This is a genomic window from Enhydrobacter sp., from assembly GCA_025808875.1.
In the GTDB taxonomy this organism is placed as follows: domain Bacteria; phylum Pseudomonadota; class Alphaproteobacteria; order Reyranellales; family Reyranellaceae; genus Reyranella.
The window spans coordinates 3,423,463-3,446,895 of sequence record CP075528.1 but is presented as its reverse complement, the minus strand read 5'-3'; the positions used below and the strand labels follow the sequence as shown (position 1 = coordinate 3,446,895).

The following is a 23,433-nucleotide window of genomic DNA, read 5'->3' as shown; positions in this document are numbered from 1 at the left end:
ATGCTGCATCACGAGGTCGTCGACCATCGTGCGCCGTGGCAATCCGAGCGGCTGCCGATCCTGTTCCATCACGGGATCGGCGGCAGCGCGGGCATCTGGGCGGGGTGGTTGCCGGCCCTGATCGATGCGCACCGGATCGTGACCTTCGACATGCGCGGCTGCGGCCGCTCGACGGTGCCGCCGCCCGACGCGCGATGGTCGATGGAGCAGCTGGTCGACGACGTGTTCGCCGTCGCCGACGCCACCGGCCTGGCGCGCTTCCATCTCGTCGGCGAATCGATCGGCGGCACGATCGCACTCGCCGCGGCGCTGGCGCGTCCCGGTCGCGTCGCCACGCTCACCGTCAGCAACGGCGCCCATCTCGGCGCCTCGATCCAGGGCGTGAAGGCCTGGCGCAGCGAGCTCGAGCGGGGCGTCAAGGTGTGGTCCGACACGTTCATGCGCGACCGCTTCCATGACGGCGCGCTCACGCCGGAGCGCCGCGCCTGGTTCGCCGCCCAGCAGGAGGCGTGGCCGCCGCACTCGATCCTCAACGCGCTGTCGGTCCTCGTGGGCGCCGACCTCACGCCGCGCCTCGGCGGCGTCGCCTGCCCCGTCCTCCTGCTGCACCCCGACGCGAGTCCCTTCATCCCCGTGCCGGTGATGGCCGAGCTGCATCGCCTGCTGCCCCGCGCGGAGCTTCACGTGATCGGCCACGCCCGGCACGGCCTGCCGTTCTCGCACGATCGTGAATGCGCGGCGCTCTTGCGCCGTTTCCTCGACGCTCGCACATAGAGACGGCGGAGGGAGGCACGATGGCGAGGGCGGGCGTCCTGGTACTGGCTGTTCTGGCGACGATCGGCCTTGCCGCCTGCGCGGACGCGCCGGGCGCCGACGGGCGTTATGCCTCGCGCACCGGCAATCGCGGCGAGGCCAATGTCGGCCTTCCGCCCACGCCCTACGTTCCACGCTAGGCCCCGACCCTCGGCCTGGGCTCGTCGAGAACCCGGCGCAGCGTTTCGGCCAGCTCCTGGCGGCGGAACGGCTTGCTCAGCAGCACGACGCCGGGGTCGAGGCGCCCGTGGTGGACGATGGCGCTCTCCGTGTAGCCCGACATGAAGACGAGGCGGGTGCCGGGCCAGCGGCGCGCCACTTCGTCGGCCAGCGAGCGGCCGTTCATCTGGCCCGGCATCACGACGTCGGTGAGCATGAGATCGACCGGACGGTCGGCGGCGTCGAGCAGGGCCAGCGCCGCCGCCCCGTCGGAGGCCTCGCTGACGTCGTAGCCGAGCGAACGCACCTGCGATGCCACCGTCTCGCGGACCTGCGGGTCGTCCTCGACGACCAGGACGCGCTCGCTGCCGCGCGGCAGGGCGGGCCGCTGGACGACTTCGTCGGCCGCCTCGCGGCCGCTGTTTCGCGGCAGGTAGATCCGGATGGAGGTGCCGTGCCCAGGCTCGCTGTAGATCCTGACATGGCCATGCGACTGGCGCACGAAGCCGTAGACCATGCTCAGCCCGAGCCCGGTCCCCTGGCCGACGTCCTTGGTGGTGAAGAACGGCTCGAAGACCTTGTCGAGGATTTCCGGCGCGATGCCGGTGCCGGTGTCGGTCAGCGCGATCATGACGTGCTCGCCCTCGGCCGCATCCATGTGGTTCAGGGCATAATCGCGGTCGAGCACGACGTTGCGGGTCTCGATCAGCAGCCTGCCGCCGTCGGGCATGGCGTCGCGGGCGTTGATGCAGATGTTGACCAGCGCCGACTGGAGCTGGCCGCGGTCGACCTCGATGGACCAGATGCCGGCGGTCAGGTCGGTCTCGATCTCGATCGCCTCGCCGAGCGCACGGCGCATCAATCCGGCGGTGCTGGCCACCAGCGCGTTGACGTCGGTCCGGCGCGGCCGCAGCGCCTGGCGCCGCGAGAACGCCAGGAGCTGACGGGTCAGGTCGGCGGCGCGCTGGGCGGCGCGGTCGATTCCCTCGATCTGCGCGCCGAGTTCGTCGGGCAGCCGCGGATGCTCGCGCAGCGCCTCGACGTTGGCCAGGATGACCATGAGGATGTTGTTGAAGTCGTGCGCGACGCCGCCGGTGAGCTGGCCGACCGCCTCCATCTTCTGCGCCTGCCGCAACTGGGCCTCGGTGCGGTCGATCTCGGAGACGTCGCGGCCGACGAAATAGTGGCGACGGTCGGCGTGCGACCACACGCCCGTCCAGACGAACGGGATCGCACGGCCGTCCTTGTGCAGGTAGCGGGCGCGGAAGTTGGCGACGTGATGGCCGCGCCGCGACCGGCGCATCACCTCCCGCGTCGCCTCGAGGTCGTCCGGATGGCTGAAGTCGGCGCCGCTGCGGCCGACCATCTCCTCCGGCGTCCAGCCGAGGAGACGACCGACGCTCGGGCCGACGAGAAGGAAGCGGCCGTAGCTGTCGGTGATGAAGATCAGGTCCTGCGACGTCTCGACCAGCCGCTGGCTCAGCCGCTCGGCCTCCTTCCTCGCGGTGACGTCGATGATGAGCGCGATGCGCGCCGGCGCGCCCTCGAAGTCGATGTCGCGCAGATAGACCTCGACTTCCAGCGTGCGGCCGTCCCTGGTGAGGTGCCGCCATTCGGTGGTGTGGAAGAGGGGCAGGCGCTCGGGCGTCAGCCATTCGCGCAACTTCGGGATCTCTTCCGGGGGACGGATGTCCTCGATCGTCATGGCGAGGAACTCGTCGTGGCTGTAGCCGTACCTGGCGATCGCCGGGTCGTTGACCTCGAGGAACCGGAGCGTCTCGCGGTGGTAGACCCATTGCGGCAGGGGCAGGTTGCGGAAGCGGTAGCGGAAGTTTTCCTCGCTGCGCGCCAGCCGCTCCTCGCGCCGTCGCGCCTCGGTGACGTCCGAGTAGGTCATGACCCCGCCGCCCTCGGGCAGCGGATTGAAGACGACGGAGAGGATCCGCCCGTCGCGCCGCCGCCGCTCGCCCTCGAACCGCTGCCCCGCGCGCACCAGCGCCACGCGCGCGGCGACGGCGGCCTCGACCTCCTCCGTGCCGAACTCGCCGCGCTCGGCGAGCCGCCGCACGATGTCGACGTAGGAGGCGCCGCGCCCGTAGCCGGCACCCTCGAGCTCGAGCCATTCGACGAGCCGGCGGTTGTAGGCGGCGACCCGCAGGTTCCTGTCGAGCAGGACGACGCCCTGGTCGATGTTCTGCAGGATCGACTCGAGCTTGTGCGCCTCGAGTACGGCCTCCTGCTCGCGTTCGCGCAGCTCGGTCAGGTCGTGGCCGACGCCGATATAGCCCTCGAACGTGCCGTCGGCGCCGAACAGCGGCATGCCGCTGATCTTGACCGGGCGCGACCGGCCGCGCGCGTCGACGAAGCTGGTCTCGAAGTCCCGGAAGGGCCGGCGGTTGTCGAGATCGTCGAGATGGCGGCGCCACGACGGATCCTCGTAGTCGGTGCGCGGCACGTCCGTGCGCAGCTTGCCGACCAGCGCCGTCGTGGACACGCCGAAGACCTCGGCGAAACGGTCGGAGAAGAAGGTGAACCGCAGGTTCGCGTCCATCTCCCACCACCAGTCGGAGGCGATGCTCGCCAGCACCGATAGCTTGTCCGCCATGCCACACCCATGTTGGGCAGCGACGCCTGGACCGCGGGACTCGCCGGGGAGCCGCCTCCCCGGTACCGTCGGTTTGGCGCATTGTACGATGCGAATTCCCACTCCGATAGGAGGGTGCACGTCTCGCGACGGTGGTGGATCGGGATGCGGGGCGTCGTCCCAGGTGGCGTCGACGGAAGCGCGGATCATCGGCTCAGAGCCTTCCTCCCCTTGGCGGAGCCCGCCAAGGGGAGGAAGGGGTTGATGCAGGTCACTCATTCCTCCACCACCTGGAGCTCCGGGCGGGCGTCGAGGAACAGCATGACGACCTCGCTCATGCCCTGGAGCGGGGTGAAGGTGACGTAGACGATGCCGTCGGTCGTCATGGTGCGCACGACGCACTCGGTGTAGACGGCGAGCGAGGGCTCCTCGTCGAGCCAGATCACGTCCTGCTCGGTGCCCTCGAAGGCGGTGCGGCCCTGCTCGTAGGACTTGAACTGCAGCAGCGAGGTGCCGCCGCCGGCATGGCGCACGCTCACCGTGTCGGCGAAATCGGCGATGCCGTGGCGCCAGCTCACCCGCTCGATCAGGTGGCCGGGGATCAGGCCCGAGCCGTCGAACGTCTTGCGTCCGCCGCGCAGGGTCGGCCGGCCGAGCAGCTTGGCCTGCACGATGTCGCGCGTGGTGATCGAGGTCCGGCCGGCGACCCAGGCGCGGATCGGCTTGTCGAAGCGGCGGCCTTCCCACCAGTGCGGATAAAGCCCGATGAGATGCAGCGTCGTCTCGTAGCCGCCGATGCCCTCGGTCTTGCCGATGCGGTTGGCGGCCAGCATCATCCGCTCGCGGACCGTGCGGCCGAGGCGGAAGAACCGGAGATGCTTGACGTAGAGCTCGCGCCGCAGCGGGCCCGTGTCGGGATAGAACGACGCGAGCCGCGACGTGCCGCCGGGACCGCCGGCCTTCTCGGCGAGGATCGAGCGCGCTGGCGCGAGCGAAGCGGGCGGCGCCTGCCGAAGCTCCGCGATGAGCTCCCGTGTCATCTGACACGAATCAGACACGGATCTGACAGCGGGTGCGCTTGCGAAGCGCCCGGAGGGAAGAGGGAAATCGTCGACCATGCCGGGCAGGCTATCCGCGTGCGCGGCGGATTCCCAATCTGGTTCACCGGGTCGGATTCTTCCCTTGAATCTCCACGAGAATTTCGCGGGCGGTGAACCAAATTCGATTCCGGCTCGTCGTCGGCTCATTGTCGCGCCCTCATCAACCACCGGAGGACGACATGACCTTTCAGATCGGCAACACGCACGGCAAGGGCCGCATCAAGGGCAGCCGGAACTGGTCGACCCTGATGAAGGAGCATCTGCGCAGCGACTGGCCGCAGCTCGCGGCGGCGATCCTCGACAAGGAGCTGGAAGGCCGGAGCCGCTGGGCCTTCGACGCCCTGAAGGGCATGAATGCGCGCCCGCGCGGCGAGGAGGTCGAGTTCGACTTCAGCGAGGTCAGGACCATGGCCGACGTTCTGAGCGCGCAGAACGAGGTGATGCGGGCGCTCGCCGGGCGGTGCATCAGGACCAGCGAGGCGCAGGAGCTGATGGCCAACCTGGCGGCCATCCGCCAGACGATCCAGTTCGTCGGCGTCGAGGAGCGCATCGACAAGATCGAGGCGAGCGATGCCCGGAAGGCGCGGCTCCGGAAGGCGCTGGAGAAGGCGACGAAGCGATGATTCGAGCCCTGCGCCGCCGTCTCGACCGCCTGGAGCTGGCGCGCGAGCCCGGCCTCGGCACCGGCGACTACCTGGCCGAGGTGCTGGAGGAGTTCGCCGCGACCGCCGACCCGGAGGCGTGCGCGCGGGTGCGCGAGCTGATCGACCGGGTGGCGGCGGAGCGGGGCGATGGGGAGATCGACCCGCAGACCACGGCCGTCACGCCGGCCACCGTGCCGGAGCCACCCGCCGCCCAGCCCGCTCCCCCTCCCGCTCCCGCTGCCGCCCCGGCGCGGACGCCCCGCGAGCCGCCGCTGATGATTCTCGACCCTTCGGACCCGAGGAACGATTGGATGCTCGTCATCAACAAGCCGCCGAACGGCCCGCGGCCGCCACCGCCGCCGCCCTATCGCGACGATCCGGACGACGACGATCCGCTGGCGCGCTTCGAGCGAAGCGGATGGTAGAGCCGGCGTGCCGTCGGCGAGGATGCCCGACGCGGCCTGTTGCTGGCCAATTGCACAACCGGGGTTGTCGACGCCGGCCCTAGCGGAGAGGCGTGGGCTGGCTTCGGTCGCGTATCGATTGCGAGTTTGCGGACAGCATCGACATATACCGCTCACGTTTCTCCGCCGATCCCTCGCAAACCTCCTCGAATACCGTATTTCCCATCAGAGCGGCATGTTGGCCGTATTCGTTGCCGCCGCCACGCGGGGTGAAACGACCACTGGTTCGGTACGATTCTCCCTTTGGTGCGTAGTCGTAGGAGGAGTCTTCGGGAACACCGTCGATGAAGGTGTTTCGAATCCTCACGGATTCGCCCGAACGGTTTCTCATGACCAGGGTGAGGTTGCCGGTCTTGCCCGGCGGGCACTGCAACTCGATCCGAGCCGTGACTCACCGAGACCAGGCCCGATTTGTCATCGACGGCATGACCGCAGCCAACGATCTTGGTTTGACGACTGCCGTGCCGGCGCGCATCGAGGTCCTGACTGATGCCCGCCTGAAGCCGATCAAGCTCGGCGCGCAGGAAATCCACTTCAAGCCGGCAGCACCAAGCCGCCTCTATTGGGCAGGCCGACCCGCCATGCGCGTAGTTCAGGCCCTTCATTGGCTGCAAGATGTGCTGGCGAGCCCAGAGGAGCGTGACCGAGTGACCCGTCGGCTGCGCAAGCTTTTCGCCGATCCAGACCATGGGCCGGAAATCCAAAAGGATCTTCATCACGGACTCTCCGCCCTTCCCATCTGGATGCAGGATTTCTTACGCTCGCTCATCTCCACAAAGGCAGAGGGCGAGGGCAAGACGTGACCGTTGAAGCTTATCGAGAGGTGATTGCTGCCCCGCCTCGAGATCGCCTCGATCTCTTCCTGGCCACCGCCAATTGGCTGCTGATGTTGCCCTTGCAAGTGATTGCGTCAGCCATGCCCGCATGTTCTTCGATCGAACGGACTTCGATCTCGTCTCCGCCAAGCCAGGCTCCTTCACCATCATGCCCACGAGGGAGATGGCGGAACAGCTTCACCGAGATTACGCAAACACGAAGGGCATGATCTTCGGCGCTCCGCCTGAATTCGACGAAGTCCTAGCATCCATTGCGCGTCTGCAAGACGTCGCAAATCGCAATACATCGCAATGAGCCTGGGTGCTCCCGCTTACCATTCTCAGCTGGGACCATTGGGGCGCGCCCTTGGTCGTAGGTCGAACGGCGTTGCAGCGTTAAAAAAATTGGTGCGAGTGACCATTGGCAACGGAAGCCCGATGACACCGGCCACGATAAGGATCAGCCGTCAGCAGCGACCTACATGGGTGAAGATCTGAGAATCTAGATAGCGTTGGTCTCGATGATGCACCGGCTTAATTTTGCGAGGAACGTTCACGCATGCAGGAAAGAAGAGAGTGAGAGAGACGCAGGAAATCCCATGACGGATTGGAGGTCGAAAGAAAGTCTCCCGGCCGTCCGTCGCGGAGTGTTTCCCATGGCAAAGGCCGTTCAGAAGATCACCCTCAGCGCCTCGCGCGACATCCCTTTCAACAAGCTGGTGCTCAGTCAGTCGAACGTGCGGCGTCTGAAGGCCGGCGTCTCGATTGAGGACCTGGCTGAGGACATTGCCCGTCGTGGGCTGCTGCAGAGCCTCAACGTCCGGCCAGTCCTCGATACCGAGGGCGCCGACACCGGCATGTTCGAGATCCCGGCCGGCGGCCGCCGGTACCGGGCACTCGAGCGCTTGGTGAACCAGAACCGCCTTTCGAAGACGGCGCCGATCCCCTGCATCGTGCGCGATCCGGCGGTCGAGGTCTCGGCGGAGGAGGATTCGCTGGCCGAGAATGTCCAGCGTGTCGCCCTGCATCCGCTGGACCAGTTCCGCGCCTTCAAGACGCTGCGCGACCAGGGTGCCGGCGAAGAGGAGATCGCCGCCCGCTTCTTCGTCGCCCCCGCCGTGGTGAAGCAGCGGCTGCGCCTGGCATCTGTCTCCGAGAAGCTGCTGGGGATCTATGCCGAGGACGGCATGACCCTGGAGCAGCTGATGGCCTTCACGGTCACCACCGACCACGCCCGGCAGGAGCAGGTGTGGGAGGCATTGCAGCAGTCCTATGACAAGGAGCCCTACTTCATCCGCCGCCAGCTCACCGAGAGTGCCGTACGCGCCACGGACCGTCGGGCGCGGTTCGTGGGACTCGATGCTTATGAGGCAGCGAGATGAACGTGTCGCCGGCCGCTTCGCCCGTGTTGGTGGAAGGGACGGCCAGCGACACGTACACGCCCGTGGGCGAAGCGAAATACGAAGCATAGTCGAAGCCCGCGCCGCCATTCAGCACATCTGCGCCGCCGTTGCCCCGCAACGTGTTGTTGCCGGAGTCTCCGATCAGGACGTCGGCAAGGGCCGAGCCCGCCAGGCGTTCGATGGAGATATAGCTGTCGCCGGCGGCCTCGCCGGTGTTGACCGCCGGATTGGCAAGCGATGCAGTGACGCCCGCGCTCGCCGCGACATAGCTCGCATAGTCCGCGCCGGTTCCGCCGTCCAGGACGTCGGCTCCTGGGCCGCCAATCAGCACGTCGTTGCCGGCCTGGCCATGGAGATCGTCGTTTCCCGCGCCGCCCACCAGGGTATCGTTGCCGCTGGTCCTCTGCACGGACTTTGCTGCCGTGCCGCAGACGTTCAGTTCTGAAAGGGCATCCGCCGCTCAGCCGGCGGCATCGTCCCAGCCGCGCTCGATCGCGCGGGCGCGCGCGAACTTGTTGGGATGCGAGCGCGTGTCGAACTCCGTGCCGATGGCCAGGATCGATGCGCTCGCCGCGGGGCGGGCGGCGCCCAGCGCGCCGAGCGCGCGGCCGCTCCAGTAGTCGGCGTCCAGTTCCGACTGGTGCGGGTCGTCCCACCGCCCCAGATGATGGCCGACCTCGTGCGCCAGCACCTGGATCGCCGCCCACTTGGTCGAGGCCCAGCGGTTGACGTTCTGCAGGAAGCCCACGTCGATGGTCATGATCCGCCGCCCGTTCTCGATCGTGGTCGAGGCGTTGTCCTGGCCTTCGGTGATCCGGATCTCGAAGGAGTCGGCAAATGACAGCGCCCGCACGATGCGCCGCGTCGCCTGCGGCACGCCCGAGGGATCGTCGGGGCCGGCCACGCGCAGGAGCGTGTAGCCGCTGGCCGGCGAATGACTCCAGCCCTCTCGCAGCGAGTAGCGGCAGAACGGCCCGTGCGGCACGGCGTGGCCGGCGCAGGCGTTGCCGAGGAGAACGGCGGCGGCTCCGGTGCAGCGCAGGCAGGCGCGGCGGCTGATGGTCTTGGTCATGGGCGGTACCCCTCCGGTGTCGTGGGAATCTCGATGGCGACGGTGCGCCCGGGCGCGGCCGGCGGCGGATCGCTGGGCCGCGGCAGCGGCTGGCGCTGTGGTAGCGGTTGCGGCACCGGTGCAGGGGCCGGCGCCGGCTGCAACACGATGGCGTTGCACTGCCGCTCGATCTCGGCGTGGAGCGCCCGTGCGCGCTGCACCTGCTGGCCGTACCAGAAGTTCAGCCGGCCGATCCACCAGTTGCCGCAGCGCCAGTCCGGCCCGCAGCGCATCGGGATGTTGCGATAGGCCTCGGCATCGGCGAACGCCTTCACGCGCGCCATGTAGACGGCGACCTGGCGATGCGCCTGATCGCAGGTCATGTAGGCGCTCGCGGGCTCCACGCCCGAGCACGCCGCGAGCGCGACGCCCGCCAGCGACGATCTTGCCGTGGTGACGATGGTGCGGAGAGTTCTCGACATCGCGTGCTCGCTTCCGTGATCGATGCCGCAACCTACGCGCCGTCCGACGCCGGTCCGGGGCTTGCAACGTTGCAGTGCTCGCGCTCACATCTTCCTCGCCCGCGCCGCGATCAGCCGGTCGAGTGTCGCCGCCGACAGCGCGCCGATCCACGGCAGGCACCTGAGGTGCATGATCGTCCCGAGATTGGCGCCGCGCTTGGGACGCCGGTCGGGGTCGCTCAGCCGAGGGCCGTCGAGCACCGAGGCGAGCGTGCCGATGGCCATGCCGCCTATGCGCGCGGCGCCGCGCAGGCTGAGCCCTCGGCGGCGCATGTCGCGCGCCAGGAGCCGCCGCACGGCGCGGTGGGCGCGCAGGCAATCGTGATGCATGGCGGTCTCGCGAGGCAGTTGCTGGGCACGCCTCGCCTCTACTCGCCCGGCACCAGCCGGGGGTGACGCGGCTCGTTGGACGTAGCGGCGGGCTGTTGTGCGCGGGGCTGCGAGGCGCCGTCGATCGCTTCGGCGGCGAGTCGCTGCTGCGCTGATGCACGTTCGGCCTGCTCGCGCGCCGTCTCCTCCAGCGCCGCGGCAGCCGCAGCCAGGCCGGCGATGCGCCGTCCCGTTGACGAGAGGTGCGGCACAAAATGCAGGATGAAGTGCCACAGCATGCCGATGCCGACCGCGACGACGGCCGCCATCACCGGCGGCACCACGTGCCCCTCCAGCCCTCCGGACATCATGGCGCGCAGGCCGAAGAAGGTGGCAAAGCCGGCGGCGATGAGGACGATGTTGGAGCTGCGCTTGATGTTCATGTCAGTCTCCGAGGGGTCAGTCGATGACTGCCTAACCCTGCTGCGGAGCGCTGCGGTCGAGTGCAAGATTGAAGAGTCAGGGTGGCCCTGCTTCGAAGAGAATCGGGGTCTCTTCCGACACAGGAGACCTGGTGCGCACGGCGGGCAGATCGCCATGGCTGGCGAAGAACAGCCCGGCAGCAGCGCTGACCGTTGCCGCAGCCGCAGCAGCGGCTGCGACCCAGCTCCGCGTGCGGCGTGGCGCCACCATGGCAGGCGCTTTTGTCATGGGTGCCACGCAGTGCAATGGCACGGCCGCGACCCGTGCGAGCCTGCCGGATCGGAGGGCCACATAAGGCAGGAACTCGAATCGCCCGCCGTCGAGCTCGGCCATGACGATCGGCATCAGGAGGCGATCCAGCTCGGGCCGCCATTCGAGCAGGCGCGCGGCGTACTCGGCGTCCGCCCAGGACGGGCTGCGAGCGCAGGGACGATGGGAGTGCACGCCGAATCACAGTCTAGATCGACCCAGGCCCATTCGAGCTTGAGGATCTCCGACCTCCGAGCCGCAAACTCGAACTGTAGCCGGATGGCAAGGAGGATGAATGGATGCTGCGGGCCGTGGTCTTCCGCCTTGTTCAAGTAGGCGTACGGCCGCTTCAACTCCGCATCGGTAATCAGGCGGGTCTTTCCTCGTTCGGGAAACCTTGGGATATGGCGGCAGGGGTTCGATCCGTCTGGGCGCATGTCCCAGACCGCCGCCATGTTGAACATCTTCCGGAGTGCCGACAGCACCCGGTTGGCGTTCGGCAGGGTTTTCACCATCTTCTGCATCAAACTTGAGATACTCAATTGCGACGATCGTTGTTCGATAGAGACGTGATCGCCCCCAGATTCGAGACCTCTAGAAGTCCAGGCAGTTGATGCCTTTGAACTTGCCGCCAACCTTGGACCAACCCGGCTAGGAGAATTCTGCTTCAACCGAATGTCATCATTGAAGGGAGCATACTGGACACCTTGGATCTCGCGCTTGCGGCAACCAAATCGGCTCTGACACCAGCAAACGGTTGTGATCCGCACCGGCAAAGGTGCGATCGAATGCCCCGATACCCAATGTTTCTGCGACGTCGGGATCGAGACGCATCTGCACCAAGTTGCGCCGGCCCATTGCCGTGAGCAGCCGCGACCATCTGGTGGCGCCCTCGCGGCCGTGCAGGAGCGTCATCGCCACCAGCTCGGTAAGCGCGTTGGCCGCGCTGGTGGTGGCGAGCGGCGAGCCGGCCGAGCCGACCTCGTTTCGATGGCCCTGCTCGTAGGCCTCGTAGCGTCGCCGCAGGATGCAGCGGTGACAGGCCTCGGTTACCCCGGGATGGGTGAAGGTGAGCTCGAAAGCGCGGCCTTCCCGGTAGATCTGCACGCAGAGGCTCGGCACGCTCTCGCGGACAGCAACGCGGTTGACCATCGCCTGTGCCGGGAAGTGATCGGTCATGCCGAGCAAAAGCATCGCAGACGGTGCGCGGGGGCGGGCTTCGGGATTGCGCAGCAGGCACGACATCGGCGCGCGCAGCAGCTCGCGCATGCGATTGCCGGTGCAACTCTCCAGCGGCTGCGCGAGGGCCAGCACGGCGACGCGCGGGTTGATGCGCAGCAGGCGGCGGCCCAGCGCCTCGACCTTGAAGCGGCCGATATCGGCACGCTCGTAGTCCTGCGTACCGAGATTGGGCGCCTCGACGCGATCGGGATCGATCAGCACGAACTCGCCCACGCCGCTGCGCTCGAGATTGGCGATGGCGCCCGCGACACCGCCGGTGCCGGCCACCACGACGCGCGCCCGCGCGAGCCGCGGCAGGTCGTTGGCGGGACCGGTGCGGGCGAACGCGGGGTCTGCGAGAAAGCGATCGATCGAGGTCATGGGGCTCTCCGTCAGATGTGGGGAATCAGCCACAGCGCGAACGCCGCCGCTGCCGCGAGCAGGGCCCAGCGGACGACGGCGAGCCGCAGCAGCCAGCCACTGGCGGAAATCACGGCCTGGCTGACGACGTGTGCCACCACGAGGCTCCAGACATGCCGGCCGAGCAGCAGCCGAGCGAGCGTGCCGACCATCAGGGCCAGCCCGGCCAGGGCGAGCGCGGGCGCGAGCCATTCGAGGGGAAGAAGGAAGCCGAGACCGATGGGGTTCATGCCGACAATGTCGCGCAGCCGGTACCGGCCCGCCGCCCGCGCAAGATTGCAGGCCCCGCCGGCCGGCGGCTGCCGGCTAAAACCGTTCGAGGAACGTGCCGTGACCCCGATGGAGCCCTATACCCACTACCGCTACAGCCTGCTCGATCCGCGCAACGACGCGGCTGTGCCAGCCGCTGTCCGGGTGGCAGCCGAGCGGTGCAACGCGCCGCTGCTCGGGCCTCGCACGCTCGGCATCGAGGTCACGGTGCCGGCGCTGGCCGCGCGCTGTGGCCTGGGCAATGTCGATCCGCAACACGACGGGGGAGCCGACCGGCGCGCGGCCATCGATGTTTGTCTCGAGCGGCGTCTGCCGCCGTCCGGTAGCTTCCTCGTTACCATCCGGCCCGACCCCGACGCCTTGGGCTCGATGGCCGTTCTGGCGCTGCGCGCACACCGTGGTGCAGTGGACACGACGGTGGCGTCCCGTGTCGCCCGCCTCTCCCGGGCCGACCGCTTCGCGCACGGGCCTTGGCCAGGACCGCGGCCGCTGCCGGCGGCCGTCGACGACTTCGACGGCTGCCGCGAGATCGCGGCACTTGCGGCCCTCGCCCAGGATCGCGTGCTGGCCCTGTCCGGTCGTGTGGGGGGCATCGCCGCCTGGCTGCTCGGGGGTGACGCGCCCCCGCAATATCGAGAATGGGTTGACCGGCGGCGCCGGACGGTTCTGCGCCGCCTCCGCGCGGGCGAAGACCGATACGAAGTGAAGGCCGACGGGCGCATGGTTGTTCTGCAAGGCGGCGGCGTCGGGGCGCTGCAACTCGGCTACCGCCTGGCGCCCGTGGTTATCGCCGAAAGCCTGGCGTTCGGGGAGCCGCCACACCGTAAGCTCAGCGTGGCCCAATACGATGCCTCGCACGCCGACCTCGCCGCCGCCGCCGCCGAACTCGCCGCACGCGAACCGGGCTGGGGAGGCAGCGCCACCATCATCGGCTCTCCTCAGGGTCGCAGAGCCGAGCTGCCCCTTGCCCAAGTCGAGGCTGTCGTCATGGCTTGCCTCAAATAACGCAGCTGGTCCCCGCTGCGGCTGGACTGGTTGCCATCCCCACGACGGAAGCGATGGACGCTTGACGACGCGGTTCAAGGTCCCTCGCTGAAGCGCGTCTGAAGCGCGGGGGTTACCTCAAGCGACTCGGGATGACACCACGTGTGGATACCGCCATGATTCCAGGCTTGGTTGCGAAAAGGGGACAGCCATGAGCCTGTTTATATGCACCACCGGAACGTCGATCGCGCGAGGCGGTCAGGGGGTGGGTGAGGATGCCGCGGCTTACCTCATGCGCATGGAGGAGAAGTTGCGTGCCGACCGGGCGCGTGTCGGCGCCGGCAAGCCCTTTCTCGTCGCCGCCTCTGCCGAAACCAACGGCCTGTGCCGCGCCAATGCATCGGACGGCGACGAGGTGGCGCTGCTGTCCACCGAAACTCCCGACGGCATCGCCTGCGCCGAGCGGCTGGCATGCCTGCTTGGCGACGAAATCGGTTGCCGCGCGCGGGTCCACGTGATCGAAGGTCTGCAGGTGCGCGACGGCAAGACTTTCCGCGAGAAGGGCATCGACAGCTTGTTCAGAACGCTCGAGACGCTGACCGCCGATCTTGCGCCCGAGGAAGTCCAGCTCAACGTCACGGGTGGCTTCAAGGGTGTCGTTCCCTATCTCGTGCTGTTCGGCATGTTTCGCCGCATGCCGGTCTCCTATGTCTATGAGGCCTCGGATACGTTGATCACGCTGCCTCCGGTGCCGCTCGAACTGGCGTGGGAGCGCTTGGTGATGGCGCTGCCCGCGGTGCTGGCGATTGCGCGCGAGGGCGCGATCCCGCTCGAGCAATGGAAGTCCCTGATGCCGCGGGGATACTGGGCCGGTCCCGACGAGTTCACACCGCTGTTCGAGTTCGACCGGGGGTCGGTCGGCCTCTCCGGCATCGGCCGCTATATGCACTTCCGGCATGAGGGCAAGCGGCAGAATACCGCCGTGCTGCTGTCGCCGCAGGCCCGGCGGGCGCTCGATGCCGCGTCGGCAGCTTCAGGGCCGGTCTTTGAGCGGATGCTGTCGCGCGTCCGCAGTCCGCTGCAGCGGCAGCTGAAGCAACGCTGCGTCACCGTGGGCGATCTCAAGCTCTGGAGGGAGAACCGCGATTCGGGCGTGCGGCCTGCCATGTTCTACTGGGTGGCGGGCGAGCAGGTCATGGTCGCCGAGCTGTTTGCCGATCATGCCGAGTACGATCGGCACAAGAGCGGCGGACGGGCAGACTACGATTCCGCCGCGTTCTCCGCGAAGACGGATTTTGCCGAGGATACGGCCGACAGCCTGCTCAGCGAACTGCGCAACGACGCCGACGGTCAAGCCGAGCAGCTGGCAGCGCTGCAGGACGAGGTGCGCTCGCTGAAGATCGAGCTAGAGGAGGCGAGGGTGGAGAACCGAAAGCTGTCCGAGGCGGTCGGAACGGCGCAGGCCGCTCGGGACAAGCGACGGGAGGAAGTTCGCCAGTTGGATGTCGCCCTGAAGCGCAGCCAGCAGCGCGTCCACCGCCTGAACGAAACCATAAGCCGGCTGCACGGGGAGATCGTCGTGCTCGAGGCGCACTTCGGCGCCGGTGCGGCCGAGGCGGATGCGGCACTGCTGGCGGAGCCGGTGGAAGGCGCCGCATGAGCGGGTGTCCGCTGAGCGCCGCTGTCGTGATGGCCAGGTTGCGACGGTAACCTCAGTCCGCGCCGCGCTGATGTACGCTGCCAGCATCGGCGCTTGTCGGCTATTTGAAATCAAGGGCATTCGATCCGCATTGCCGTACTCATGGGCAGATTACGGAGGTAGTATTGTTGGAGCGATCGTGGCGGTGCTGGTGCTCCAAGCCCTCTATGACCTGCTTTCGCCAAGGAATGATCGCCACTAGCGAAGCGACTGAAGTGCATATCTTTTGATCCGGTCTGACCGGTGAGCGGCGCGCGCCACAACGACTGCAACCGCTGCGGCTCCGCCGCCTTTTGATCCGGTCTGACCGGTGAGCGGCGCGCGCCAAAATCGGAGACAGCCCGTGATCAGCAGCATCATCTTTTGATCCGGTCTGACCGGTGAGCGGCGCGCGCCACAATGGCGGCACTTGGGGCCGTCGCGCTCGCACTCTTTTGATCCGGTCTGACCGGTGAGCGGCGCGCGCCACATCGGAGGACTCATGACCAAGTCTCTCGCTTTTGATCCGGTCTGACCGGTGAGCGGCGCGCGCCCTCAATTAACGAAGGAGGGTGCGATGAAGGTCACTTTTGATCCGGTCTGACCGGTGAGCGGCGCGCGCCCTTTGGGAGTTCTCTTCAAGATGGCCAAGCTTTCTTTTGATCCGGTCTGACCGGTGAGCGGCGCGCGCCGGAGATGAAGATGAATGGTTCCAAACTTCCCTTTTGATCCGGTCTGACCGGTGAGCGGCGCGCGCCCTCAAGAGCAAGAATAAGGAGAAGTGCGATGAAGTGCTATTCGTCTTTTGATCCGGTCTGACCGGTGAGCGGCGCGCGCCATTGAATCCGCACGTTGAGCGGTTCGTCAAACTTTTGATCCGGTCTGACCGGTGAGCGGCGCGCGCCCCTAAGGAGGGCCAAGACATGATCATTCGCACTTTTGATCCGGTCTGACCGGTGAGCGGCGCGCGCCGTAAGAATTTGTTTTAATGAACTTGCCGTCGCCTTTTGATCCGGTCTGACCGGTGAGCGGCGCGCGCCAACATCATGGCAGCACTTGCCGTTGTGAAGGCTTTTGATCCGGTCTGACCGGTGAGCGGCGCGCGCCCAAGGAGTGAGTCATGAACCACCCGCACATCTCTTTTGATCCGGTCTGACCGGTGAGCGGCGCGCGCCTCCACTCCTCTAACGGCTTGATCCAGCGACCGAATTTCGGGTCGTTTCCACGGCCCTCTGGAAATTCGCTCGAATCTGACGCCGTCTGAGCGGAGCGGTAAGAAATTATCGCGTGATTGCGCCGCGATCTCAAGCGCTTGATCCCGGTTCCACGGTCCTCGTCCGCGCAATCTTGCGGCGGACACTGCCCGGGGCGTTGTCGTGCATGTTGGCGTTATGGTCGAACGCGCACCCCGCCACCGTGAGCCGGCGTCACCTGACGGCGCCGAAGCTTTCGAAACCTTCAGCAGCTTGCCGCTGCTTTACCAGGGCTGGGAACGCGTGCGGCGCAATGCCGGCGGCCCCGGCGCTGACGGCGTCACCATCGCAACATATACGGCCAATGTCGGCGACCGCCTGATCAGCCTGCATCGCGACCTCCGCTCGGGCCACTATGTGCCGGGTCCGCTACGCCGGGTCGACATTCCCAAGCCGCGCGGCGGCGTGCGGACGCTCGCGATTCCCTGCATCGCCGACCGCGTCGTGCAGACGGCGGCCTCGATCGTGCTGGCGCCGCTGCTCGAGCCCGAGATGGACGACGCGAGCTTCGCCTATCGCGCCGGCCGCTCGGTCAAGCAGGCGGTCGCGCGCGTCGCCTACTGGCGCCGTCGCGGCTACGGCTGGGTGGTCGACTGCGACATCCTGCACTACTTCGATTCGGTGCCGCACGACCGGCTGATCCAGCGCTTTGGCCAGTCGATCCCCGACGGACTGGCGCGCGACGTGCTGCGGCTCTGGCTCGAAAGCTTCTCCGACAACCGGCGCGGCCTGCCGCAGGGGGCGCCGATCTCGCCGCTTCTCGCCAACCTCTATCTCACCGACGTCGACAAGGCGATGGCGTCAAATTTCCGCTTGGTCCGCTTCGCCGACGATTTCGTTCTGCTCTGCCGCAGCAAGCCGTCGGCCGAGGCGGCGCTCGAGAAGATCGGCCGGCTGCTCGACGAGCGCGGCCTGTCGCTTCACGCCGACAAGACGCGGATCGTCGGGCTCGACACCGCCTTTACCTTCCTCGGCAAGATGTTCGTGCGGTGCCTGGTGTTCGACGACCCGGCGAAGACGGCGAAACCGGGCGCCTCGCCGGTGCGGCCGGCTGCTGTACCGGCTGGCACCGACGATGCCGACGACGGCGCGACGCCGCACAGTCCGGGCCTGCGCGTGCTGCATCTGGTGCGGCCTGGACGGCGCCTAACCTTGCGCAACAGGTCGCTGACCGTGACCGAGGAGGGGGTGGAGAAGCTCGCCTTCCCGCCGCAGCATCTTCAGCGCATCGAACTGTGGCCCGGCACCGAGGCGGACGCCGACGCGCTGCGGCTCGCGGTGCGCGACGGCGCCGAGGTGGCCTTCGTGGCGGCTGACGGTTCGACGCTCGGGCGCCTGGCCGCGCCGGCGCACGATCACGCCGGTCTGCATCTCGAGCAGGCGCGGCATGCACTCGATCCCGATCTGCGGCTCGACCTCGCGCGGCGCGTCGTCGAGGGCCGGCTGCGCAACCAGGCTACGTTGCTAAAGCGGATCAACCGCACCCGCAACGATCCTGCGCTGGCGGACGCAGCCGCCCGCATCGACCATATGGCGCGGCGACTCGAGACGGCGTTCGACGTTAGCGAGTTGATGGGCTTCGAAGGCGCCGCCGCGGCGCTCTACTGGCCGGCCTGGGGCTCGACCCTGAAGGCGGGCTGGGAGTTCGACACCCGCCGTCGTCGGCCCGCGACCGATCCGGCGAACGGCCTGCTGTCGCTGGTGTCGACGTTGCTGCACCGCGACCTCGCGGCGCTGGCCGGCCGGCATGGCCTGCATCCCGGGCTGGGCGCGCTGCACACGGCGCGCGATGGCCATCCGGGACTGCTCTCCGACCTGGTCGAAGAATTTCGGGCGCCGCTGATCGAGGCGTTCGTGCGCATCGCAATCGGCAACGGCACGGTGGTGTCCGAGCAGCTCGTCACCGGCATCGACCGCCAGGCGCGGCTGGTCCCTGAGGGTTACGCGCGGCTGGTGTCAGCGTGGCAGCGCTGGCTCGCGCGCACGGTCAAGAGCCCGCGGTCCGGCCGGTCGATGCGCTGGCGCCGGCTGATGGAGGAGCAGGTCGCAGCGTGGCGCGCCCATCTCGAAGGCGGCGAGCCGTACCGGCCCTACCGCATGGACTACTGATGCCCGCCACCGACCAGCTGATCGTGATCTGCTACGACGTGTCGTCCAACAAGGCGCGCCGCCGGCTCGCCAAGCGTCTGGAGAAGGTTGCCGTGCGGGTGCAGGAGAGCGTGTTCGAGGCGCGCATGCAGACCACCAAGGCACACCGCGTCGGAGAGACGCTAGCGAAGTTGCTGGGCCCTTGTGATTCACTGCGCTTCTACACCGTCGGTCGCGCCGGCCTCGCCGCGTCCCGCGCCTGGGGCGCCGTCCCGATGGCGGGCGGCGACGACTTCTGGGTAATGTGAGCATACGGTTCTGCCCGCCTCCTGGAGAGATTGTGGGTGCAACCTTGCAGGGCGACGGGCACCGGCCGGGGCCCGTCATAATACCGGGCGTCGGCCAATGGGCGCGAACGGCATGGCTGGACAATGCAACCATGGCGCGCCAAGCTTATGCGAGTGCACGGTGACGCGGCGTGGGGGCCGCGTGGGGAAGGGGCGCTGAATGCAGACTCTGCTCGTCCGTTACCGGGTCACGACGCCTGTATTTCTCGGTGCGCCCGCGGGCGAAGGCCAAGCCGAGCTCAACCTGCGCGGCCTCAAGGGCGCGGCACGCTTTTGGTGGCGCGCGTTGAATCACGCGCGGTTGGGCGCCGATGTCGGCAGGCTGGCTGAAGCCGAGGGCCGTCTGTTTGGCGCGGCGGTTCAGAGGGGGCGCAAATATGGAGCGAGCCGCTTCAAATGGCGGCTGCGCTGGGCAACGGAGGAGCCGAAGGCTGTCGCTGCAGAGACGGTGATCGACAAGACCCAACCTGGACTCGGCTATTTGGCCGGCCAAGGATTGAAGGGGCGCCGGTGCTTCTGGACCGCAAGCGCACCGATGAGGCTTCAGCTCGATGTCGTGGCCCCGGGCAAAGCGCTGCACGATGGCGTGGCTTGGACCGCCGAGGGCCAGCAGATCGCCGATGCACTCGAGCTGCTGGGCCTGGTGGGCGGTATCGGCGCTCGCAAGTCGCGCGCCTTCGGCAGCCTGTCCCTCGATAGTCTCGGCTTGCGCGATGCGCCAGCGCTCGCCATCGGGCCGTGCACCGACGGGGACGACTATCGCCGCCGGCTCGCGGCGGTGCGAGCCCGCTACCCTGAGGTGGCGGATTTTACCGCGCTGCCCGGTTTTCCCGCGCTATCGGAGCGCAGCCGGATCTGGGTGCTGGCGAGCCGGGGCGGCAGCGCGCTGTCGCTGATGGACGAAGTCGGCCGGCAAATGGTGCGCTATCGCAGCTTCGGGGTGAAGATGGGCAAGACGCGCCTCACCGTCAGCGGCGAGGTCCCGGAGAAGAACTTCGTCGCCGATCACGATTGGGCGAAGAACCCGCACGCGGCAGGCGCTCCGAGCCATCCAGACCGCATCGCATTCGGCATGCCCCTCGGCCACAACCGCTGCGACGTGAGGTTCGTGAAGCCGGCTGGACGCGAGCGTCGCGGCAGTCCGCTGCTGCTGCACATCCAGCACCTGGCCAATGGCGGTCATCTTGCGGTGGCGGCGATGCTGCCAGCCAAGCTGGCGCCGGGCGACGGCCTGGACGTGGAGGTGAAGACGGGCGACCCGAAGAATCCAATCGCTATTCTGCGGCGCACCCTGGCGCCGAGCTTCGAGGACATGCGTGCATGGGAGGTGCTCACCGGCTTCGTCGACGGCACGGTCGGCGTGTCCGGCACGAAGCTCGTTCCCCAACAGTTCTACTTCCCCGACCGGCAGCAGGTGTGGCCATGAACGAGCGGCAGGTCTTCCGCTTCTCGCTCGGACCGGTGCAGGCCTTCATCGCCCAGGCGAGGCGCACGCGAGATCTGTGGGCGGGGTCGTTCCTGCTGTCGTGGCTCGCCGGCCACGCCATGGCGGCGGTGCGGGCTAAGGCGGGCTGGGACATCGCATTCCCCGACGTCGCCGGCGACGCGCTGATCTCGGCGATCGAGAAGAACGACGGCGAGCCGCTGCTGGCCACGCTGCCCAACCAATTCAAGGCAGTCGGGCCGGACAATGGCTTCGATCCCGACGCTGTGGTGGCTGCGGTGCGTGCGGCGTGGCTGCGCGTCGCGCAGGAAGTGTACGAGCAGTTCGTGAAGCCGGTCGAGGTTCTCGGCAATGGCACCGCCGATGTGTGGCACGCGCAGGTCCAGCAGTTCTGGGAGATCAACTGGGTGCTGGGCCCGGCCGACGGCAGCGAGGGCGGCTGGCTGGAGGCGCGCAAGAACTGGCGCAGCCATCGGCCGCCGGACCAGGGCGGCGAGCACTGCACCCTGATGGGCGACTGGCAGGAGCTGTCCGGCTGGAGCCGGATCGGCAAACGGGCCGAGAACAACGGCTTCTGGGACGCGCTGCGCCGCGGCGACCGGCTCGACCTGCGCGACGGCGAGCGGCTGTGTGCGCTGGCGCTGATCAAGCGCCTGTTTCCGCGGCTGGAGCGCGCCCGGCTCGAGCGCGCCATCCGCTGGGTACCGGGTGGCGATCCCATGATGACCGTGAACTGGCCGTCGACGGGCCATGTCGCGGCGGCCCGCTGGCTCGCGGCGGCGGCACGTCGGAAAGAGGCGGTGGACGCTTGCGACGCGCTCGCGGCGAAGATCGATGGCAACCTGAGCAACCGCCACTTCGGCGAACAGAACTCGCGAGTCCGCTGCGTCGCCGCGGCCGCGGCCGCATTCGCCGGCGGCGGTCACAGTTTCGCGGCCCTCGATTCGAGCTTCCTGCGGCTCGACGATCTGATGAACCCGCGGACGTTGCCGCTGCTAGACCGCGGCGGCGATCCGCTCGAGGTTGACGCCGACCGCGAACAGCGGGCAACGCTGCGCGGCCTGCATCGAGCGATCGGCGAAGCGGCAGGACGCAGCACCAGGGCCGGCGGCGGACCGCTGGCCAAGGAGCCACCCTCTTACTATGCGTTGCTGCTGATGGACGGCGACCGAGTCGGCCCTCTGCTCGACGGCGAACGCGATGCCGATGTGTCGCGTGCGCTGGCTGACTTCACGCGCGCGGTGACCAGGCACTTCGGCCTCGAGGAGGGCCATCCAGCCGCCACCGACGGCGTGGCGATCTATGCTGGAGGCGACGACGTTCTCGCCTTGCTCGCCGTCGAGGCGGCGATCGGTACCGCCTCGGCGCTGGCAGATGCCTATCGCGACGCCTTCCGGGCGCGGGGCGTGCAGGCGCCGGGAGGCGGGGTGCCCGACATTTCGGCGGCCATCGTGTTCGCCGACCATCACGAACCGTTCCGCGATGTGCTGGCGCTCGCCCACAAGCTGCTCGACGGCACGGCGAAGGAAGCCAACGGCCGAGCCAGTCTCGCGATCGGCGTGCAGAGGCCGAGCGGGCTCGCGGCGACGTGGGTAGGCAAGTGGCGGCTGCCGGGCGCCCGGCCACCGGAGGTGCTGGCGGCACAGGCGGCCAGCAGCGACACATCCGGCCGCTTCCCCTATCTGCTGCGGGCCCGCTACCTCGCGCCGGCCGCCGGGAAGTTTGCGGAGATCGGCTTCACCAATGCCGACATCGGCCGGATATTCGCGCACGAGCTCGGGAAGTCGCGCACGCCCGTCGGCAAGGATGCCGATATCGCCGCCTTGCAGATGCTGGCGCGGCCGGCCACCGCCCGGGCATACGACGATGCCGATGAGGCGCGCGTGCCCGGCCTCGATGAGGGCGGCCTCCTCGTGGCGCGCTTCCTCGGCGAGACGATGGTGCGCCCATGAGCGTCACCTTTCTCCTGCAGCCGTGGGACAGCTGGTTCTTCCGCGACAGCCGGCCGTTCGATGCCGCCGATCCAGGCCAGATGCCGGTGCCCAGCCTGTTCCCGCCGATGCCGCAGACCGCGATCGGCGCGGTGCGGGCGGCGATCGCGCGCGCGCTCGGCTGGGACGGCCGCTCCGACTGGAAACGCGAGGCGAAGATCGTCGACGCGGTCGGCACCGGGGACAAGCTCGGCAAGCTCGCAGGCAGCGAGGTGACGCTGGTGCGGCTGGTCGACAAAGCAATCGAGCCGCTGTTCGCCGCCCCCCATCCGCTGCTCGGCGAAACCGCCAGCGGCGAACGGCTGTGGAAGGGAAGCGCACCCGCGAACGAGGAGTCGCTCGGTCCAACCCTGGCGCGGCTCGCGCCCGGCGCGACGGCGCGCCGGACCGACCTCGGCCCCATGCGGCTGCCCGAGCTCGACCGCAAGCATCGCGATTTCAAGCCGCTCGCCGGCAAGTACTGGCTGACGGTAGCTGGGATCGAGCGGTTCCTGAGGGGCGAAGCTCCCGAGGTCACGCGCAACAGCATCGTGGCCCTGAAGGACGTGACGGCCAGCGAGGCGCGCACTGGCATCGCGCGCGACAGCGCGGCCGGCAGCGCGGCGACCGGCATGCTGTACAGGGTGTCGTACGTGCGGCCGCAAGGGGGATTTGCCATCGCCGTGACGACTCCGGCCGTGCCGGCGGCGGTGAAGACCGGCCTGCCGAAGTCCATCCCGTTCGGCGGCGAAGGCCGCATGGCCTGGATCGAGATGCGCGATCCGCCACGCAGCAAAGTTTCGGCGCCGCGCAATCTTGCACGCGACGCCGCTCGCGGCCGCCTTCGCTATACGGTGACGCTGGCCAGTCCGGCTGAACTGGAGGCGCCCTGGCCGCAGGCAGGACAGAATCTCGCCGGCCTGCCGGGGGAGATCTGCACCGCCTGCGTCGACCGCGGCACGTCGGTGTCGGGCTGGACGGGCGGCGGCGGCGAAGTGGGCCCGCGCGTCAGCCGGGCGACGCTGCCGGCCGGTGCGACGTGGTTTCTCGAGGCGCCGGCCGCCGACGGACAGAAAGTGCTGGCGGCGCACGGCACGGCGATCGGCGCGTGCCGCGAGTGGGGCATGGGCCGCGTGCTGATCGGCACGTGGAGCTGAGGAAAA

General features: G+C 68.3%; 23 protein-coding genes, 1 pseudogene and 1 CRISPR repeat array. Of the genes and pseudogenes, 13 read left to right on the top strand and 11 right to left on the bottom strand.

The genetic code is table 11. From position 1 onward, the window contains the following. Positions 1-774 carry an alpha/beta fold hydrolase gene (locus KIT25_17120; GenBank protein UYN93762.1) on the top strand — a complete coding sequence of 258 codons (774 nt, stop codon included), beginning with the start codon at positions 1-3 and terminating at the stop codon, positions 772-774. A gap of 20 nt (positions 775-794) precedes the next feature. Beyond that, positions 795-953, top strand: coding sequence for a hypothetical protein (locus tag KIT25_17115; GenBank protein UYN93761.1), 159 nt, complete (start codon positions 795-797; stop codon positions 951-953). On the opposite strand, the gene KIT25_17110 is transcribed toward KIT25_17115, so the two are convergent. Together KIT25_17110 and KIT25_17105 are read right to left on the bottom strand one after the other, a co-directional pair. Then, the gene (locus KIT25_17110) at positions 950-3,577 is read right to left on the bottom strand and encodes a PAS domain S-box protein (GenBank protein ID UYN93760.1); all 2,628 of its coding nucleotides are present in this window, start codon (positions 3,575-3,577) and stop codon (positions 950-952) included. The genes KIT25_17115 and KIT25_17110 overlap by 4 nt on opposite strands. A 254-nt stretch (positions 3,578-3,831) precedes the next feature. Next, complete coding sequence (locus KIT25_17105; GenBank protein ID UYN93759.1) at positions 3,832-4,596, bottom strand: terminase family protein; 765 nt, start codon at positions 4,594-4,596, stop codon at positions 3,832-3,834. 239 nt (positions 4,597-4,835) lie between these two features. Between KIT25_17105 and KIT25_17100 the strand changes: the two genes are divergently transcribed. From KIT25_17100 to KIT25_17085, 4 genes are all read left to right on the top strand, one after another. After that, positions 4,836-5,279 carry a hypothetical protein gene (locus KIT25_17100; protein UYN93758.1) on the top strand — a complete coding sequence of 148 codons (444 nt, stop codon included), beginning with the start codon at positions 4,836-4,838 and terminating at the stop codon, positions 5,277-5,279. After that, positions 5,276-5,725 (top strand): hypothetical protein, encoded by a 450-nt coding sequence (locus tag KIT25_17095; protein ID UYN93757.1) that lies wholly within the window; start codon positions 5,276-5,278, stop codon positions 5,723-5,725. The genes KIT25_17100 and KIT25_17095 overlap by 4 nt, the downstream gene beginning before the upstream one ends. Before the next feature lie 323 nt (positions 5,726-6,048). Further along, the gene (locus KIT25_17090) at positions 6,049-6,567 is read left to right on the top strand and encodes a hypothetical protein (GenBank protein UYN93756.1); all 519 of its coding nucleotides are present in this window, start codon (positions 6,049-6,051) and stop codon (positions 6,565-6,567) included. 668 nt (positions 6,568-7,235) lie between these two features. Continuing rightward, on the top strand, positions 7,236-7,961 hold the full coding sequence (locus tag KIT25_17085) for a ParB/RepB/Spo0J family partition protein (protein UYN93755.1): 726 nt from the start codon (positions 7,236-7,238) through the stop codon (positions 7,959-7,961). Between the two features lie 283 nt (positions 7,962-8,244). Here KIT25_17085 and KIT25_17080 read toward each other — a convergent pair. From KIT25_17080 to KIT25_17040, 9 genes and pseudogenes are all read right to left on the bottom strand, one after another. Then, positions 8,245-8,421, bottom strand: a pseudogene (locus KIT25_17080) (calcium-binding protein). Positions 8,422-8,442: 21 nt separating this feature from the next. Continuing rightward, positions 8,443-9,054: a hypothetical protein gene (locus KIT25_17075; GenBank protein ID UYN93754.1), complete on the bottom strand. Its 612-nt coding sequence runs from the start codon at positions 9,052-9,054 to the stop codon at positions 8,443-8,445. Further along, positions 9,051-9,515 carry a hypothetical protein gene (locus KIT25_17070; protein UYN93753.1) on the bottom strand — a complete coding sequence of 155 codons (465 nt, stop codon included), beginning with the start codon at positions 9,513-9,515 and terminating at the stop codon, positions 9,051-9,053. Before KIT25_17070 ends, KIT25_17075 begins: the two co-directional genes overlap by 4 nt. Before the next feature lie 84 nt (positions 9,516-9,599). After that, positions 9,600-9,884, bottom strand: coding sequence for a hypothetical protein (locus KIT25_17065; protein ID UYN93752.1), 285 nt, complete (start codon positions 9,882-9,884; stop codon positions 9,600-9,602). A gap of 38 nt (positions 9,885-9,922) precedes the next feature. After that, positions 9,923-10,306, bottom strand: coding sequence for a hypothetical protein (locus tag KIT25_17060; GenBank protein UYN93751.1), 384 nt, complete (start codon positions 10,304-10,306; stop codon positions 9,923-9,925). A gap of 76 nt (positions 10,307-10,382) precedes the next feature. Continuing rightward, positions 10,383-10,691 (bottom strand): hypothetical protein, encoded by a 309-nt coding sequence (locus KIT25_17055; GenBank protein ID UYN93750.1) that lies wholly within the window; start codon positions 10,689-10,691, stop codon positions 10,383-10,385. After that, entirely contained in the window at positions 10,691-11,119 is a 429-nt protein-coding gene (locus tag KIT25_17050; GenBank protein ID UYN93749.1) for a hypothetical protein, read from the bottom strand. The genes KIT25_17055 and KIT25_17050 overlap by 1 nt, the downstream gene beginning before the upstream one ends. Positions 11,120-11,276: 157 nt before the next feature. Beyond that, positions 11,277-12,197, bottom strand: coding sequence for a ThiF family adenylyltransferase (locus tag KIT25_17045; GenBank protein ID UYN93748.1), 921 nt, complete (start codon positions 12,195-12,197; stop codon positions 11,277-11,279). Positions 12,198-12,208: 11 nt separating this feature from the next. Next, entirely contained in the window at positions 12,209-12,466 is a 258-nt protein-coding gene (locus tag KIT25_17040) for a hypothetical protein (GenBank protein UYN93747.1), read from the bottom strand. A 100-nt stretch (positions 12,467-12,566) separates the two neighbouring features. On the opposite strand from KIT25_17040, the gene KIT25_17035 reads away from it, so the two are divergent. From KIT25_17035 to KIT25_17005, 7 genes are all read left to right on the top strand, one after another. Further along, positions 12,567-13,511 (top strand): hypothetical protein, encoded by a 945-nt coding sequence (locus tag KIT25_17035; protein ID UYN93746.1) that lies wholly within the window; start codon positions 12,567-12,569, stop codon positions 13,509-13,511. Positions 13,512-13,788: 277 nt separating this feature from the next. Next, positions 13,789-15,150 (top strand): putative CRISPR-associated protein, encoded by a 1,362-nt coding sequence (locus KIT25_17030; GenBank protein ID UYN93745.1) that lies wholly within the window; start codon positions 13,789-13,791, stop codon positions 15,148-15,150. 262 nt (positions 15,151-15,412) lie between these two features. Further along, positions 15,413-16,343: direct repeats of the CRISPR family, unit length 36 nt; unit sequence CTTTTGATCCGGTCTGACCGGTGAGCGGCGCGCGCC. A 216-nt stretch (positions 16,344-16,559) separates the two neighbouring features. After that, positions 16,560-18,530, top strand: a complete 1,971-nt coding sequence (cas1, locus tag KIT25_17025) for a CRISPR-associated endonuclease Cas1 (GenBank protein ID UYN93744.1) — start codon at positions 16,560-16,562, stop codon at positions 18,528-18,530. Beyond that, the gene (gene cas2 / locus KIT25_17020; protein UYN93743.1) at positions 18,530-18,817 is read left to right on the top strand and encodes a CRISPR-associated endonuclease Cas2; all 288 of its coding nucleotides are present in this window, start codon (positions 18,530-18,532) and stop codon (positions 18,815-18,817) included. The genes cas1 and cas2 overlap by 1 nt, the downstream gene beginning before the upstream one ends. 199 nt (positions 18,818-19,016) lie before the next feature. Then, positions 19,017-20,282: a hypothetical protein gene (locus KIT25_17015; protein UYN93742.1), complete on the top strand. Its 1,266-nt coding sequence runs from the start codon at positions 19,017-19,019 to the stop codon at positions 20,280-20,282. Beyond that, the gene (cas10, locus tag KIT25_17010; GenBank protein UYN93741.1) at positions 20,279-22,252 is read left to right on the top strand and encodes a type III-B CRISPR-associated protein Cas10/Cmr2; all 1,974 of its coding nucleotides are present in this window, start codon (positions 20,279-20,281) and stop codon (positions 22,250-22,252) included. Before KIT25_17015 ends, cas10 begins: the two co-directional genes overlap by 4 nt. Further along, positions 22,249-23,427: a hypothetical protein gene (locus KIT25_17005; GenBank protein UYN93740.1), complete on the top strand. Its 1,179-nt coding sequence runs from the start codon at positions 22,249-22,251 to the stop codon at positions 23,425-23,427. The genes cas10 and KIT25_17005 overlap by 4 nt, the downstream gene beginning before the upstream one ends. Positions 23,428-23,433: the final 6 nt, after the last annotated feature.